At 70.5% G+C, this 14,568-nt stretch carries 15 protein-coding genes and 2 pseudogenes; 4 read left to right on the plus strand and 13 right to left on the minus strand.

The features are described 5' to 3' along the window. The first annotated feature begins 823 nt into the window (after positions 1-823). Positions 824-1,060 carry a hypothetical protein gene (locus ACFPFQ_RS29020; protein ID WP_379624444.1) on the plus strand — a complete coding sequence of 79 codons (237 nt, stop codon included), beginning with the start codon at positions 824-826 and terminating at the stop codon, positions 1,058-1,060. A 334-nt stretch (positions 1,061-1,394) separates the two neighbouring features. On the opposite strand, the gene bioD is transcribed toward ACFPFQ_RS29020, so the two are convergent. The 4 genes from bioD to bioB are packed head-to-tail and all read right to left on the minus strand — an operon-like array spanning position 1,395 to position 5,543. After that, positions 1,395-2,075: a dethiobiotin synthase gene (bioD, locus tag ACFPFQ_RS29025; RefSeq protein ID WP_379624446.1), complete on the minus strand. Its 681-nt coding sequence runs from the start codon at positions 2,073-2,075 to the stop codon at positions 1,395-1,397. Further along, positions 2,072-3,214 carry an 8-amino-7-oxononanoate synthase gene (locus ACFPFQ_RS29030; protein WP_379624448.1) on the minus strand — a complete coding sequence of 381 codons (1,143 nt, stop codon included), beginning with the start codon at positions 3,212-3,214 and terminating at the stop codon, positions 2,072-2,074. The genes bioD and ACFPFQ_RS29030 overlap by 4 nt, the downstream gene beginning before the upstream one ends. Continuing rightward, a complete protein-coding gene (gene bioA, locus ACFPFQ_RS29035; protein WP_379624450.1) occupies positions 3,214-4,542 on the minus strand; it encodes an adenosylmethionine--8-amino-7-oxononanoate transaminase in 1,329 nt (442 codons plus the stop codon). The genes ACFPFQ_RS29030 and bioA overlap by 1 nt, the downstream gene beginning before the upstream one ends. Then, positions 4,539-5,543 carry a biotin synthase BioB gene (gene bioB / locus ACFPFQ_RS29040; protein ID WP_379624469.1) on the minus strand — a complete coding sequence of 335 codons (1,005 nt, stop codon included), beginning with the start codon at positions 5,541-5,543 and terminating at the stop codon, positions 4,539-4,541. Before bioB ends, bioA begins: the two co-directional genes overlap by 4 nt. 118 nt (positions 5,544-5,661) lie before the next feature. On the opposite strand from bioB, the gene ACFPFQ_RS29045 reads away from it, so the two are divergent. Next, positions 5,662-6,219 carry a TetR family transcriptional regulator gene (locus ACFPFQ_RS29045; protein WP_379624452.1) on the plus strand — a complete coding sequence of 186 codons (558 nt, stop codon included), beginning with the start codon at positions 5,662-5,664 and terminating at the stop codon, positions 6,217-6,219. A gap of 306 nt (positions 6,220-6,525) precedes the next feature. Here ACFPFQ_RS29045 and ACFPFQ_RS29050 read toward each other — a convergent pair whose 3' ends face one another. The 6 genes and pseudogenes from ACFPFQ_RS29050 to ACFPFQ_RS29075 form a co-directional block, all read right to left on the minus strand. Further along, positions 6,526-7,338 (minus strand): glycerate kinase, encoded by an 813-nt coding sequence (locus ACFPFQ_RS29050; protein WP_379624453.1) that lies wholly within the window; start codon positions 7,336-7,338, stop codon positions 6,526-6,528. Positions 7,339-8,300: 962 nt separating this feature from the next. After that, positions 8,301-8,504, minus strand: coding sequence for a hypothetical protein (locus ACFPFQ_RS29055; RefSeq protein WP_379624455.1), 204 nt, complete (start codon positions 8,502-8,504; stop codon positions 8,301-8,303). Between the two features lie 166 nt (positions 8,505-8,670). Beyond that, positions 8,671-9,483, minus strand: a complete 813-nt coding sequence (locus ACFPFQ_RS29060) for a class I SAM-dependent methyltransferase (protein WP_379624457.1) — start codon at positions 9,481-9,483, stop codon at positions 8,671-8,673. 82 nt (positions 9,484-9,565) lie between these two features. Continuing rightward, positions 9,566-11,200, minus strand: a complete 1,635-nt coding sequence (locus ACFPFQ_RS29065; protein ID WP_379624459.1) for a putative bifunctional diguanylate cyclase/phosphodiesterase — start codon at positions 11,198-11,200, stop codon at positions 9,566-9,568. Continuing rightward, complete coding sequence (locus tag ACFPFQ_RS29070) at positions 11,181-11,534, minus strand: hypothetical protein (protein WP_379624461.1); 354 nt, start codon at positions 11,532-11,534, stop codon at positions 11,181-11,183. The genes ACFPFQ_RS29065 and ACFPFQ_RS29070 overlap by 20 nt, the downstream gene beginning before the upstream one ends. A 189-nt stretch (positions 11,535-11,723) precedes the next feature. Continuing rightward, positions 11,724-12,131, minus strand: a pseudogene (locus tag ACFPFQ_RS29075) (epoxide hydrolase); the annotation flags it as partial. Here ACFPFQ_RS29075 and ACFPFQ_RS29080 point away from each other — a divergent pair. Continuing rightward, positions 12,129-12,573, plus strand: a pseudogene (locus ACFPFQ_RS29080) (CGNR zinc finger domain-containing protein); the annotation flags it as partial. The pseudogenes ACFPFQ_RS29075 and ACFPFQ_RS29080 sit on opposite strands and share 3 nt — an antisense overlap. Before the next feature lie 100 nt (positions 12,574-12,673). Next, positions 12,674-13,354 carry a pentapeptide repeat-containing protein gene (locus tag ACFPFQ_RS29085; RefSeq protein ID WP_379624463.1) on the plus strand — a complete coding sequence of 227 codons (681 nt, stop codon included), beginning with the start codon at positions 12,674-12,676 and terminating at the stop codon, positions 13,352-13,354. Positions 13,355-13,372: 18 nt separating this feature from the next. Here ACFPFQ_RS29085 and ACFPFQ_RS29090 read toward each other — a convergent pair whose 3' ends face one another. From ACFPFQ_RS29090 to ACFPFQ_RS29100, 3 genes are all read right to left on the minus strand, one after another. Continuing rightward, entirely contained in the window at positions 13,373-13,816 is a 444-nt protein-coding gene (locus tag ACFPFQ_RS29090; protein WP_379624465.1) for a HEAT repeat domain-containing protein, read from the minus strand. Then, the gene (locus ACFPFQ_RS29095; protein ID WP_379624471.1) at positions 13,813-14,280 is read right to left on the minus strand and encodes a GNAT family N-acetyltransferase; all 468 of its coding nucleotides are present in this window, start codon (positions 14,278-14,280) and stop codon (positions 13,813-13,815) included. Before ACFPFQ_RS29095 ends, ACFPFQ_RS29090 begins: the two co-directional genes overlap by 4 nt. A gap of 86 nt (positions 14,281-14,366) precedes the next feature. Then, a partial coding sequence (locus tag ACFPFQ_RS29100) for a TCP-1/cpn60 chaperonin family protein (RefSeq protein WP_379624467.1) occupies positions 14,367-14,568 on the minus strand: 202 nt, incomplete at its 5' end.

Consider the following 14,568-nt stretch of genomic DNA (forward strand, 5'->3'; position numbering starts at 1 on the left):
ATCGCTGGACCGGACGCGCCCGCCGCCTGACCAGCTCGGCCCTGCTCACCGCCCTCTACGGACGCGGACTCTCGGCGCGGTAGCGGCCGGCCCCCGCCGGCTCAGCCGGGATCCCCATCGTCGTGTTGTGTCGCCGCGTGGTCCGCGCGACCGTGCGTTCGCCTGCGCTGCTTCACCTCGGTCTCGAACACGTGCCGCCACCCGTCCGTCGTCTGCTCGCGGACAGCGCGTTCGACCTCTCGGAACGCGGCGTAGCCGTCGTCGAACTCCTCCACCCCGAAGCCGCTACCGCGGGCGGTCCCTCGGACGGGTCAGCCCTCGTTCCGCTCGGCGAGCAGCCGCGGTCTCCGGGCGGGAGATGATGGCAGCTGGCGCGGGGTCGGATGCGAGCGAAGGTGACACTGCTGGAAGGGGCGTTCGTCGGGACCTTCACCCCCCATCACCGGTTCCTGCTGGCCACGATGCTCGCCCGGATCGATGCGACCAGCGACGACATCGCCGAGGTCGAGTCACCAGCGGCGAGTCCACCGATAACAGGACCCGCCGGATGGCAGGCGGGGCACTCCCTGTGTCATCGTCGCGCGCTCGCTGCAGGATCCTCCGCCCGGCCTGCACTCGGTCACACTCGACAACGCGGCGTCCGGCCGGCTGACAGCGGAGCACCTGATCGCCTGCGGGCGACGGTCGGTGGGCGTGATCGTGTCCGGGACGCGGCAGTCCCAGCTCGAGCGCGGGGCTGCGGCAGGGGCTCGCCGACGTCGGCCTGCCACTGCCCGACGAGGCGGTCGCCTCGGTCGAGACCGACGATCAGGCGGGTGATGTCGTGGGAGCGCTGTTGGTGCGCCGCCCCACTCTGGACGCCATCGCCTGCCTCACCGGCCGCCGCACGCTCGCCGTCCACGCGGCGCTCGCCGTGCCGGACGACGTCGGGTTCCTGACGTTGGACGACTTCGCCTGGGCCCCGCTCTCGGCATCACGGTCATCGCCCAACCGGCGTACCGGATGGGACGACGAGCAGCCGAACTCATCATCGAGAGCCCCAGCCGGTCGGCGCAGTTGACCTTCGAGCCCACGATCATTCCCCGTAGGTCGTGCGGCGAGGCCGAGTAGGCCGGGTCCGCGGATCGCGTCCTGCACGAGCGCCAATGCTCCCGCCGCATGCGGACCGTTCGCGACCACGAGCACCTCAACGTCCATGCTCGGATCCTGCCGCCTCGCCCCAACCATGGCGACCAGCCGACCGGCGGCTCCTGCGGATAGACCGGCGCCCTGCACCCCGCCTCCGACATCGGCTCGCACCGATGCCGACGGGCCCGACTCGACGACGGCGCAGTGCCGCGACAGCCGGCCGCGTCCTTCCTGGTTTCCAAGTCGTCTGTCTGGGGCCCCGCACCTCATGATCGCCAGAATGTCGGGAGCGTTGAGAACCAGTTCGGGGCGAGTCGCCGGAATTGGTTCCCGGGAAGGTGTCCCGCCGCTTCGGGAATGGTCCCGACCAGCGGTGTTGTGAGTCCGGAAAGGTGGTTCAGGTTGCCGAGTTCGACTTCTGTGGGATGTCGTGGCCATGCTCCGATGACGAGTCCGGCGATCGTGATCTGCCGTCGGGTGAGGGCCTCGATGGTCAGAGCGGTGTGGTTGAGCGTGCCCAGGCTGCTGCGGCAGACCACGATGGTGGCGGCGGATATCGTGACGGCGAGGTCGGCGAGGGTGTGCCCATCCTCGTTGAGGGCGACGAGTAGCCCGCCTGAGCCCTCGATGAGTACGTGGTCGTGGTGCTCGGATAGCTGCCGGATCGTCTCGCGGTGGGTCTGCAGTCCCGGCAGCCGCGCTCCGGAACGGGTGGCAGCTGCGACGGGTGCCATCGGGTGGACGAGGCGGATGCCCTCGCAGACGGAGACGCAGCCGGTCAGCCGCCGGATGACATCGGTGTCGCCCTCCCCGTTCTCGGTCCCGGCCTGGACCGGTTTGTAGACCGCGACGGTGTCGCCCCGGGCGGTCAGTGTCGCGGTGAGGGCTGCTGTGGTCAGGGTCTTCCCGACGCCGGTGTCGGTGCCGGTCACCACGAGCACCGTCACGCCGGACCCTCCGCACGCGCCCGGCGAGCCGCGAGGCGGGCAGCGTGTGCGGCCCGTTCGGGGTCGATGCCTGCCCGTGCGACCAGGCGTAGCCGGGAGATGCCGTCGGGCACGCTCGGTGGGCGGAAGCAGCCGACGACGATCCCGTCGTCGCCCAGCCGGGCGGTCGCGGCGGCGGCCTGAGCCGCTGAGGTCGCGGGGATCGATTGCACGGCGCCCGGGGCACGCGGTACCCCGGCGGCCTCCGCGATCACCGCGGCGATGCGGTGCAGGTCGGCCACCCGTGCCGGTTCGGCGGCGATGAGCCGGCAGGCCGCGGCCGCTGCTGCGGCGGCCGCGGGCGCGAGCGCGGTATCGAAGATGAAGGTGCGGGCGGTGTTGACCAGGTGCTCACGCAGCAGCGGGGGGCCCAGCACCGCGCCGCCCTGCGCGCCGAGCGCCTTGGACAGTGTGGCGGTCATGGTGACGTGCGGGGCGCCGGCCAATCCGGCCGCGTGCACCGCGCCCCGCCCGTCGCCGGCGACGCCGATGCCGTGCGCCTCGTCCACCACCAGCAGCGCGTCGTGGCGGGCACACAGTGCGGCGGTGCGGCGCAGGTCGGTCGCGTCGCCGAGCACCGAGTAGAGGGATTCGACGACCACGACAGCCCGCGGCTGTGCTCGCTCGCGCAGCAGCCGCTCCAGCGCCACCAGATCGGCGTGCGGGCAGATCGCCACGGGAGATCGGGACAGCCGGGCACCGTCGATCAGCGACGCGTGGGCGTGCGCGTCGGACACCAGCAGCGTGTCCGGATCACCGAGCGCGGTGAGCAGCCCGATGTTGGCGGCGTAGCCGCTGGAGAACACCAGGCAGGCGGGCTGCCCGGTGAGGCGTGCCAGCTGGGTCTCCAACTCGGCGTGGCACTCGGTCGTGCCCGTGACGACCCGCGATGCGCCGGCTCCGGCGCCATAGCGCTCAACGGCAACGATTGCGGCTGCTCGCAGCCGTGGATCGCTGCTGAGCCCGAGGTAGTCGTTGGATGCGAGGTCAAGTGATCCGGCCCGGAACCGTGGATTGCGGTGGATGTCGGTGCTGCGGATCAGGCCGGTGTGGGTCCGCTCGGCTGCTGCGGCCGCGAGCCATGCGTGCATCGGGTCCATCAGCCGTGCACCTGCGCGACGGCTCCGGTGATGGCCGTGGCGATGGCGGTGATCTCGTCGGTTCCGCAGACGAAGGGCGGCATGGTGTAGACGAGATCGCGGAAGGGACGTATCCAGACCCCGCGGTCGAGCGCGGCACGGGTCACCGCCGGCACATCGACCGGGCCGGTGAGCTGCACGACACCGACGCCACCCAACACCCGCACGTCGCGTACCGACGCGAGGCCGGTGGCAGGGGCGAGCGCGGCAGCCAGCTCGCGACCGATCACGGTGACGCGGTCTGCGTAGCCGGGCAGAAGTGCCACCGACGCCGACGCGACCGCACAGGCCAGCGGATTGCCCATGAACGTGGGCCCGTGCAGCAGTGCCCGATGCGGGGAGGTGGTGATCGCACGTCCGACGGCCGCAGTGCACAGCACGGCGGCGAGGGTGAGGTAGCCGCCGGTCAACGCCTTGCCCACACACAGAATGTCTGGCGCGACGCCGGCGTGGTCGACGGCGAACGGTCTGCCGGTGCGGCCGAACCCCGTCGCGATCTCATCAGCGATCAGCATGATGCCGTGATGCTCGGCGATCCGGCGCAGCGCCCTCAGACATCCTGGCGGGTAGACGTGCATGCCTCCCGCGCCCTGCAGCACCGGCTCGACGATGATCGCCGCCACCGTTGGGGCGTGCGCGGCGACGAGCCGTTCGGCCTCGGCGACCCAGCCGTCGATGTCCGTGCCACTGTCGGTGCCACTGTTCGTGCTGTCGGCGATGTCCCCGTCGATGGTCCGTGCGGCCGGAGGGCGGGGCAGGAACAGCTGATCGGCGACGAGCCCGGGGAACAGCGCGTGCATACCGTCGACCGGGTCGCACACGCTCATCGCACCAGTCGTGTCGCCGTGGTATCCGCCACGGAGTGCGACGAACCGCCGTCGCCGCGGGTGCCCGGTCGCGGCCTGGAACTGCACGGCGAGCTTGAGCGCGACCTCGACCGCCACGGAACCGGAGTCAGCAAGGAACACGTGCTGCAACGGGCCCGGGGCGAGCGCGACCAGGTCCTCCGCAAGACAGATGGCGGGTTCGTGGGTCAGCCCGCCGAACATCACATGGCTGAACCGGTCGACCTGTTCGTGCACAGCAGCGTCGAGCGCCGGGTGTCGGTACCCGTGGATCGCGCACCACCACGAACTCATGGCGTCGAGCACATCGAAGCGGGACCCCTCGACCGACTCCAACTGCAGTCGCGTCCCGGACGCCGAGCGCACCGCGTAAGGTGCCGGGCCGTCCAATGCCGCGTACGGGTGCCACAACAGCCCGCGATCGCGCTCGATCAACCCCTTCACGCGTTCGGAGCCTGCGGCGTTCCGGCGCCGCGCAGCCTGATCACGGCGGGTGCGCGGCCCCGATCCGGGTCGGTGCCGAGCACTTGGAACCCGGCATCGGCGATCATGGCCAGATCGGCCGCCGCGGCCTGACCCTCGCTGGTCAGGTAGTCACCGAGGAACAGCGAGTTGGCCACATGCAGCGCGAGGGTCTGCAGCGAGCGCAGATGCATCTCCCGCCCGCCCGCCATCCGGATCTCGCTCGCCGGGCAGGCCAGCCGCGCGAGCGCGAGGATCCGCAGTGCCCGCAGCGGGGTCAGCAGCCAGGTGTCGGCCAGGGGTGTGCCGTCGAACGGCATCAGGAAGTTGATCGGGATCGAGTCGCTGCCCAGCGCGCGCAGGGCGAAGAGAGCGTCGATCAGTTCCTCGTCGGTCTCGCCCATGCCGACGATCAAGCCTGAGCAGGGGGAGAGTCCGGCCGCCTTGGCCTTCTCGACGGTCGCGACCCGGTCGTCGTATCCGTGCGTCGAGCAGATCTCGGCATACCGGGATTCGCTGGTGTTGAGGTTGTGGTTGTAGGCATCGACACCGGCCGCGCGAAGTCGCTCGGCCTGGCCGTCACGCAGGATGCCGAGGCAGGCGCACACCTCCACGCCCGGGTGCGCAGACTTCACCGCCTCGACCACGCCGGCGACGCGGTCGACATCCCGCTCGCCCGGGCCGCGGCCGCTCGCGACCAGACAGACGCGAGAGGCACCACCCTCGATACCGGCCGTTGCCTGCCGGACGGTCTCCTCCGCCGAGAGCCAGGAGTACGTGAGGATCGGCGCAGACGAACCGAGGCGCTGCGAGCAGTAGGTGCAGTCCTCGGGGCACAGGCCCGACTTGAGGTTGACCAGGTAGTTGACCTTGACCCAATTGCCGAAGTGGGCGCGGCGGACCCGGCCGGCCGCGGTGATCAGCGCCAGTACGTCCTCGTCCGGAGTCTCCAGCACGGATCGGGCCGCGTCGCGGTCGAGCATGCTGCCGGCGAGTTGGCGGGAGGCCAGATCATCAACGTCTTTGAACACCGTTCAAACACTAGGCAGAAGCGGCCGGGTCCAGCAAGTCCCGACAGCCAATGAAGGGCACACTGCACACGTGAGGCTGACCCGGGCGCAGATCGTCGACAGCGCGTACACCGCGCTCTGCGAGCGAGGGTTGAGCGCCCTGTCCATGCGGCGGTTGGCCCAGGACCTGGGCGTACAGCCCGGCGCGCTCTACTACCACGTCGCCAACAAGCAGGAGATGCTCGCCGCTGTCGCGACCCGCATCCTCGATGAGGTGCCGCTCTCCGCCACCGACGCGCGCACCGCAGCCCTGGACCTGCGTGCGGCGCTGCTGCGGGTTCGCGACGGCGCCGAGGTCGTCTCCTTCGTCCAGGCCTTCCGCCCCGACCTGCTGGCGCCGACCCGGGAATTGCACCGTCTGTTCGCCGACCGGTTCGCGCCACGAGAAGCCCAATGGGCGGCCCGAACGGTCGTCCACTATGTACTGGGATTCGTGGCCGAGGAGCAGAACCTGGCCGAACTGGTCCGGGCACAGATCGTCAACGACAAGCCCACCCAGGTCGTGGACTCCGCAAAGGCGTTCCTGTTTGGAATCGACGCAATTCTACGCGGATTGGCGGCGGCACCTCCACAACCGCCAAACGATTGATCACAACCAGACTCTGTGCGGCAAGCCGGCCAAGCTGTCGCCTCGGACACGCCTCCCCGCGATGACACCTGGGCCTGTCGACGTTTCCCGAGCGCACAGTCGGACGCTAGTTCGCGCGTTGAGTGCAAGGCCCTGCTCCCCCTTCTTGCTCCCCACTGCGCACCCCTTCAATCGAGACATGCCGGCCATCGAGGTGATCGGCCTCCCGGCCCTACCGCATCATGTCGGCGCGAGTCGGCTCGCCAACCGCACCCAGAGCATCTCGGCTGACCAGACCCGACCTCGGATCAGCGGAATCACGGGAAGTCATCGACGCGCGTCAACTGGTCGGATGCTCGGCCGTGCGGTGGCCCGGACGGTCTCACCGCGGAGCCAGTCCATGATCAGCCGGGCACCGACATCCTCCAGCAAGCGGGCGGCGTCGGAGATGCAGCGCTGCGGGTCGGGCTCGAGATCGGCGAGCGCGTAGCCACCGGTGAACCCGGCACGGGCCAGCTCCGAGACCCCCAGCTCGATGCGGCCGGCGACCGCGACGGTGGGACGGCCGTGGCGAGCGGCAGCCACCGCGACACCGGCAGGTCCCTTGCCGCGCAACGTCTGGGCATCGAGGGCGCCTTCGCCGGTGATCACGAGGTCGGCTCGAGCGACGCGGTCGTCGATACCGAGCATCCCGAGCAGCACCTCGATCCCCGGACGCAGACGTGCACCCAGCACAGCGAACGCCGCGAAACCGGTCCCGCCTGCGGCGCCCGCACCCGCCGTAGCGGGGTCCACCGCGTCGCCGAGAGCCTCGGACACCACGGAGGCCCACCGCGCTAGCCCCACCTCCAGCGCCGCGACCTGGTCCGGATTGGCACCCTTCTGCGGCCCATAGATCGCAGCTGCACCGTCCGGCCCGAGGAGCGGGTTGTCGACATCGCAGGCCAGCACCAGCTCCGCGGTGGCCAGCCCGGGATGGCTGCCGGCGAGGTCGAGAGTGCACAGATCACGCAGGGCCGCGCCACCGGGCACGAGCTCTGCGCCCGCGGTGTCACGCAGCCGGATCCCGAGCCCCTGCAGCAGACCTGCGCCACCGTCGGTGCAGGCGCTGCCGCCGAGCCCCACAACTACTGTGTGCACGAGGACGACCTGCCGGACCTCGGTGTCGACCTCGGCGCACCGGCGATGAACAGGGGTGTTGCGGGCGCCAACGGCGAGCTGGAACGAGACCGGCAATGTCGGGTTCGGGCAAGAGTCTCACCCGACGGCTGTTCCTGCTGCAGTACCGGGCCGACGACGTCGCGGATCTTGGCCTCCCATGCGTCACGCCCAGATGCGCCGGTGGTCGCCCGTCATCGGCCAGGGTCGCCACCACCGCCTCGATCTCGTCGATCTCCGGTGGCCGACCACTGCGAGACATGTCCTGCAACGCTGCGATCCCACTCTGCAATGTACGGTGTCACTGGCCGCGATCCCGGCGCTGCAAAGACGGGCGATCGGGTGGCGGACATCGGGAGTTCCGTCACTCGCGCCCGTACCAGCGTCGCTCTCAATGAGTACCCGCCCCGCTGGCGCAAAGCCGCAAGCGGACCCACGCGGACGCTGTGGCCAGCCGCGCTGCCCCTCGATCGATGCCGGCGCGTCGGAACAATTGGTGAGCCATGCACACACTCGTAGATCGGTACTGCACGTAACAGTCAGTCAGTACCCAGCGACCAGCTGATGATGCGTTCGGGAGCCGTGGCTCCACATCTCAACGCCCGAAGTTGTGTGGTCAGGATGGTGGAAGGGCCTGGGCGTGGACGAGCCGATGGCAGCGGTGGAAGCCCCGATCGCGACGGAGCTCCACCATCGGCGGACTCCGGCATACCAAGTGGGTCATAGCCGACACCAGAGGCGGCGAAATCCTCGGCGCCACACCGACGCGGTGACCGCGGTCGCCACCACCATCGTGGACGGGCGCCCGGTCGCGGTCACCGGCAGCTGGGATCACACAGTACGCGAACTGCTCAGGCGCTCGATGTCCACGTGTCCATGATGCCCGGTATCACGGTGGTCGCTGCCAAGGTATCGCGAACCCTGTTCGACCTCCGGGTGCTTGTTCACATAGGCGATGTCGGCGCGGGTCTGCACGGAGTAGGATCGTCGATCTTGCGGGCCGGGCACGAGGCCAGCAGGTCGTGGTGCATCCGCTGCGGAGTCGCCGACGTGATCGCCGCGGCCTGCGCAGGCTCGGCGTAGGTCCGCGTCATGATCTGGTGCATCTGCGACATCTGGATGTCGAGCGAGAACTCAGCACTCGCCATCGGGCGCCTCCAGCGGCGTGTTCCCTGACATCGATCTCTCCCCGAACGGTTCTCGCACCGAAGCCACGGTAGGTCCGTTCGCGCCCGATTCGGTCGCGGTGGCGCAACGTCGCCACCGCTGTCGTCGAGGCGCGGGCGGTGCCGGGAGCCTGGTCGAGCGGCGCGCTCAGTGCGGCGAGGAGGGGCCGCGCCAGGGGCGCAGCAGGGCGACGAGGCCGGGGATGGAGCCGATCGTCTCGGAGCGATGGCTCGGGACGGTGCTGATCCGGACACCGTTGTCGGTGTGGAGATGATTCCATCGGTCGGTGGGGAAGGTGTCGTCGAGCTCGGTGTCGCCGAAGGGGGCGGGGCGGGGGATGCCGGCGGAGATGGCCCGGCCGAGCGCGGTGGGGAAGGTGGTGGGTCGGGCGCCGAGGTTCTCCAGGTAGCCGAGCAGCGAGCCGGGGTAGTTGGTCTCCGCGACCAGCGCGGTGGCGCGGACGGTGCCGAGGAGCTCGGCCAGGTTCGCCGCCATCCTCCTGCGCGCCGGCGGCGTCAGCACGTGCAGGACGCCGCGGATGAAGACGTTGCACGGCCCGAACTCGGCGGCGAGCGCCCGGCCGCTGCGGTCGGCGGTCATGTCGAGGGTCCGGAACTGCAGGTCCGGCACCGAGGCGCTCTCGTGTCGCGCCCGGGTGATGGCGTGGCGGGAGAGGTCCAGCCCGATCGCGCCGGGGAACCGGGTGGCGAGAGCCCGCGTGAAGCGGCCGTTGCCGCAACCGACGTCCACGATCGGCAGATCGGCGTCGGCGTGGGTGCTGAGCAGGTCGAGGTAGTGCTCAGCCTCGTTCGAGGTGCTGGAGTCCCAGAGGACGTCACCGCCGTCGCCGGTGCTCGTGACGGAGGCCCAGTAGCCGTCCCAGCGGGTGGAACCGTCGCGGGGAGCCTGTGCCGCCAATCGGACGATCTGAGGGACCAGCAAGAGCCTGCGCAGCCTCATCCCGCCTCCTACCAGGAGAAGGCTAGATCTCCGAACGTCGCGTGTCGTCCGGCATCCGGGCGGCGCGCCTGCCGGATGGGGGTCAGGTCCTGGCGTCGTAGGCGCGTGGTGCGGCTGCCCTTGCGGCCGGCGTGGGCCGATCGAGCGAGCATTGCCGCGGGGGCGCACCCGTCGCCGGCCGGGCTGCGGCCAGCTCGACGGTGAGGTGGGCGGTCATCGCGGCGGCCGCCATCGCCTTCCCCCACAGGTGCCCTTGCCCGTAGCGGCAGCCGAGCGCGGTGAGCAGCTCGGCCTGCGCGGTGGTCTCGATCCCCTCGGCGACGGCGTCGAGCCCGAAGGCCTCCACGATCGCGATGATCGCGGAGGCGACGCGATGCTGCTGGGGGTCGGTGTCGAGCCCGGTGACCAGCGAGCGGTCGATCTTGACGATGTCGACGAAGGACCGCCGGACGTAGCCGATGGAGGAGTAGCCGGTCCCGAAATCGTCGATCCCCATGCGGACGCCCGCGGTGTGCAGCGTGTCGAGCGCCTGCAGCGTCTGCGCGTCCTCGCCCATCATCTGGTTCTCGGTGGCCTCGAGCAGCAGATCGGTCGTCGCGACGCCGTGCCGGGCAAGCCGGTCGAGCACGCAGTCGGCGAAACCGGGTGAGCGCAGCTCGATCGGGGAGACGTTGACGTGCAACGCGAAGTCGCTGGTGCCCAGCAGTGTGGAGCGCCAGATCGACAGCTGGGCCGCTGCCGCGTCGAGCACCCACCGGTCCAACGCGGTGACCAACCCGGTGTCCTCGGCGACGCCGATGAACTCGGCGGGCAGCAGCAGACCGCGGGTCGGGTGCTGCCAGCGCACAAGGGCTTCCACGCCGGCGGTGCGGCCGGTCGCGAGCTCGACGATCGGCTGGTAGTGCACGACGAGCTGATCGTGGGCGATCGCGGCGCGCAGCTCCTCGGCGAGCCGGACGCGCGCCACCGCGGCCTCGTGCATCGCAGGCTCGTAGATCTGCACCGCCCCACGGGATCCGCTCTTCGCGGCGTACATGGCCGTGTCCGCGTCACGCAGCAGCGCGCCCGCGTCCTGCCCACGGACGGCGAAGCAAACGCCGATGCTGACCGCGACCCAGCAGGACTGGCCGCCCACCGGCACCGGCGTCTGCAGGTCGTTCCGGATCCGCCGGGTCAGCTCGAGCACCTGCTCGGTGGTCGCGTCGACGACCAGCGCGAACTCGTCACCGCCGAGGCGGGCGACGGTGTCGCCGGGATGGACGACAGCGCGCAGCCGCCGGGCGACCTCGATGAGCAGCAGGTCGCCCACCGCGTGGCCGAAGCTGTCGTTGATCGCCTTGAACCCGTCTAGATCCAGGACGAGCACCGCGGGCGTGGCCTCGCCACGTTCGGCGCGGGACATGGCCGCGTCGATGCGGTCGCCCAGCAGCGTCCGGTTCGCCAGTCCGGTCAAGGGGTCGTAGAGCGCGAGGCGTTCGAGCTGCAGCTGGGCCTGCTCGAGCTGGTGGGTCCGTTCGGCGACGCGTGCTTCGAGATCGACGTTGAGCGCTTGGAGCTCCTCGGCCATCATGTTGATCCCGACGATGACCGCGTCGATCTCGTCGGCGGCAGGCGAAGGGTCCATGCGGGCTTCGCCGTCACCGGAGGCCAGCGCCACGACCAGCTCCACGAGCTGCTCGAGCCGGTCGTCGTCGCGGTCAGAGCTCGGTGGCGCCATTGATCAACCACGCCGTGGCGAGCGCCTCGGAGGTGAAGAACCTCGTCGGCACGGGAACCGCGCTCACCCCGAGTGCGAAGTTGGCGATGACCCGGTCCACAGGGGAGCGACCCAGCAGCGCGATCCGGGACGCCGAGCACCTGCGGCTGAACGTCGTGCGGGCCTCCCTGGTCAACGCGGCGGTGCCGGTCATGTCCACCAGCAGGGGCCGCTGCCGGCCGGTGTTCGTCTCGTCGACCAGCTCCATCGCGGCACGAGCGAGCTCACCGGTGATCCGCAGCCCGCGCGCCCACTCGAGCCGCACGATCCCCGTGGGGTCGACGTGAACCGTCATCACATGACCGGCCAGGGAGTGATCGGCACCGACATCGGACACGAGACCACTCCCTCGAAAGATGGAAAACCGGTGGGTGACGGTGATCGCCGGCCGATACCCGCCGCCTGCCCCTTCGTCGAGACCTGCCTTCGCGACGTTATCCCGGTGGGTACAGCATCACTCGATCGAGTTCCGGTGGGCGCCCGGTCACCGGCGAGCGGCCAGCACTGCCGCGAGGCCCTGCTGGAGGTCCTTGACGAAGTACTCGGGAACCTCCAGCGACGGGAAATGTCCCCCGGTTTCGGGTTCCCGCCATCGGACGATGTGTCGGTAGCGCTGCTGTGCCCAGCCGCGTGGACACTTCTCGATGTCGCGGGGATACATGCTGATCCCCGAGGGGACGTCGACGCGGAGGTCGGGATCGAGCGAGTTGTGGCTCTCGTAGTAGATGCGGGCCGATGATGCGCCGGTCCGCGTCAGCCAGTACAGGGTGACGTCGTCCAGGACGCTGTCTCGGGAGATCGTCTCGAACGGGTTGTCGTCGGTGTCCGACCACTCGGCGAAGTTGTCGAGGATCCAGGCCAGCAGCCCGATCGGTGAGTCGACGAGCGAATGAGCGGCCTCGCCGTGGAGTCCTCCACCCTTGCCCAGCTCGACATCGCCCGCGAACTGCGGGAGTCGATCCACGCCGCCGCGACTTGCCGCCGCGGTCCAGAACGCCCTCCCGGCGGCTGCCGTCCAGGTCATCAATGACCGCAGTACTCGGGGTCGGGCCGCGGCCGTCCTGACGCCCGAGGGTGAGCGGCGATGGCGGCTCGGCTCGGCGTCCTGCGTGGAGGACGCCCTCGGCGTGATCGCCGCCGATGCGATCAGCATCATCGCCGGTGAACGAGACGGACGACTGGCCCTGTGTGCGTCGCCGACCTGCCAGGCCGCCTCCTTCGACACCACCAAGAGTCGTACCCGCAGGTGGTGCGACATGAACACGTGTGGGAACCGTCAGAAGAAGGCGCGCTTCACCGCCAACCAGCGCAAGCAGCCCGGATCGGCGCAGTGATCGGCATCTCGATGCACGCGGCGGCCCCGGAACGGACGACGACGATGCGGCAACGACATCGACCGGGTTCTGTCGGGCACCGTGCGTACAGTCGCCTCCCGTGGCGAACGGAAGCAGGCGCAAGCCGAAGAAGACCAGGCCGGATCCGCCCGACCTCCCGGACGGGTTCGATCCGGCACCCGGCACGCTCGAGTCCGGCGCGTTCTGGGACTGCGTCGAGGCCGGCGCCGACGTCGTGGTCGCCGAGACGGTCGCCGACGTCAAGCTGCAGGAGAGCCGGTGGGTCGATGCGGATCTCTCCGGTCGCCGGCTCACCGGCCTGCACTGTCGCGACGTCGTGTTCGAGCACTGCGACCTGTCGGGCGCGGTGCTCGACGACGCGGTCCTCACGCGCGTCACGTTCACCAACTGCCGGCTCACCGGCGTCGTGCTGAGCGGCGCCGAGCTCACCGACGTCCACATCAGCGACAGCCGCGCCGATTTGGCCAACCTGCGGATGGCGCGGGCGAAGTACCTGCTGATCGAGAACACCTCGTTGCACGCCGCCGACTTCTACGAGTTCGCCGGCACGTCTTGCGGCCTGCTGGGGTGCGATCTGGCCGAGGCCGTGTTCGAGGACGCCCGGCTCACCGACACCGATCTGCACGGATCCACCGTCGATGACGTCCGCGGCGCGCTGTCGCTGCGCGGCTCCCGGATCAGCTCCGAGCAGATCCTGCCGCTCGGTGCCGCGCTACTGGCGGCGGTGCAGATCCAGGTCACGAACGGCCCGGCAACCTGAGCGGGGGCCGGGCGGCGGTCAGGCGCCCGCCCCCGTGAGCGCCGCGACCGCCCGCTCGGCCGCCAGCCGGACCCGCGGCACCGGGTCCTCACGGAGTGCGGCGACGCCGGGGAGTGCCTCGCCCACCAGGTGGCGGGCCACGACCTTGGCCGCCATCTCGCGCACCCGCCAGGCGTCGTCGACGAGCGCGGCGCGCACCGCGTCGACGGCACAGTCGTCCCACGCCCACAGCAGGCCGCGCGCGGCCCACACCCGGATCCAGTAGCGCAGCGGCTCCGTGGTGAGCATGTGGGTGGCGCCCTCTCCCCCGAGCACGACGATCAGGTCGACGTCGGTCTCGTCGCCGTCGAGCAGGTCGTCGCCGTCGAGCAGGTCGCAGCAACCCACGACCACCGCGACCAGTCCGCGGCGAGCGCACTCGGCCGCGATCCGCTCACGCGGCGTCCGCGACCGGCCGGTCATGTGTGCGCCGCGGCCTTGGTGAGGAACACCGCCGTCTTGATGTGGCCCCCCGGTCCATCCGGCGGCGTGCTCAGCCGGTAGCCGGCACGGGTGTACATGCGCTGGTTGCGCTCGCTGCGCGCGCCGGTGAACAGCGTGAAGTGGCGCACCTGGGCCGGGGCGTGCGACTCGGCGAGCTCCAGCAGCCACCGTCCCAAACCCTTCCCGGCGAGATCCGGGGCCACCATCAGGCGCCCGATCTCCCACCGGTCCCCCTCCTGGTGGGCGCGCACGGCACCGACGAGCCTGCCGTCCCGGCGCACCGTCCACACGAGCCGGGTCTGCACCCAGGCGCGGATGTCGTCGAGATCCTCGTGCAGGGCGGGGATGTCGAGGGTGTCGTTGAGGATCGCCTCCGACACCCAGCAACAGCGCTGCAGCACGCAGATCTCGGGCACGTCGGCGGCGGTGGCCCGCGCCACCATGGCGTCGGGGAGCGGCAGGTCGCGGAGCGAGGTCACCTGATCAACCCTATGCGGCGGGATCGAGCGGACCGTGGGGATATTCCGGCTCAGAAGTCCATGCCGCCCATGCCCCCGCTCGGGTCCATGGCCGCGCCGGTGCCGCGTTCGGGCTTGTCGGCGATGACGGCCTCGGTGGTGAGGAACAGCGCCGCGATGGAGGCGGCGTTCTGCAGTGCCGAGCGGGTGACCTTGGCGGGGTCGATGATCCCGGCCGCGATCAGGTCGACGTACTCTCCGGTGGCGGCGTTG

The organism is Pseudonocardia sp. GCM10023141 (assembly GCF_042653605.1).

Excerpts from the sequence above, each read along its gene's own strand:
- ACFPFQ_RS29030 (WP_379624448.1), bottom strand. The coding sequence starts at position 3,214 with ATGGACCCGATGCACGCATGGCTCGCGGCCGCAGCAGCCGAGCGGACC.
- ACFPFQ_RS29070 (WP_379624461.1), bottom strand. The coding sequence starts at position 11,534 with ATGACGGTTCACGTCGACCCCACGGGGATCGTGCGGCTCGAGTGGGCG.
- ACFPFQ_RS29055 (WP_379624455.1), bottom strand. The coding sequence starts at position 8,504 with ATGGCGAGTGCTGAGTTCTCGCTCGACATCCAGATGTCGCAGATGCAC.
- ACFPFQ_RS29090 (WP_379624465.1), bottom strand. The coding sequence starts at position 13,816 with ATGACCGGCCGGTCGCGGACGCCGCGTGAGCGGATCGCGGCCGAGTGC.
- ACFPFQ_RS29065 (WP_379624459.1), bottom strand. The coding sequence starts at position 11,200 with ATGGCGCCACCGAGCTCTGACCGCGACGACGACCGGCTCGAGCAGCTC.
- bioB (WP_379624469.1), bottom strand. The coding sequence starts at position 5,543 with ATGCTCGACCGCGACGCGGCCCGATCCGTGCTGGAGACTCCGGACGAG.
- ACFPFQ_RS29095 (WP_379624471.1), bottom strand. The coding sequence starts at position 14,280 with ATGGTGGCGCGGGCCACCGCCGCCGACGTGCCCGAGATCTGCGTGCTG.
- ACFPFQ_RS29060 (WP_379624457.1), bottom strand. The coding sequence starts at position 9,483 with ATGAGGCTGCGCAGGCTCTTGCTGGTCCCTCAGATCGTCCGATTGGCG.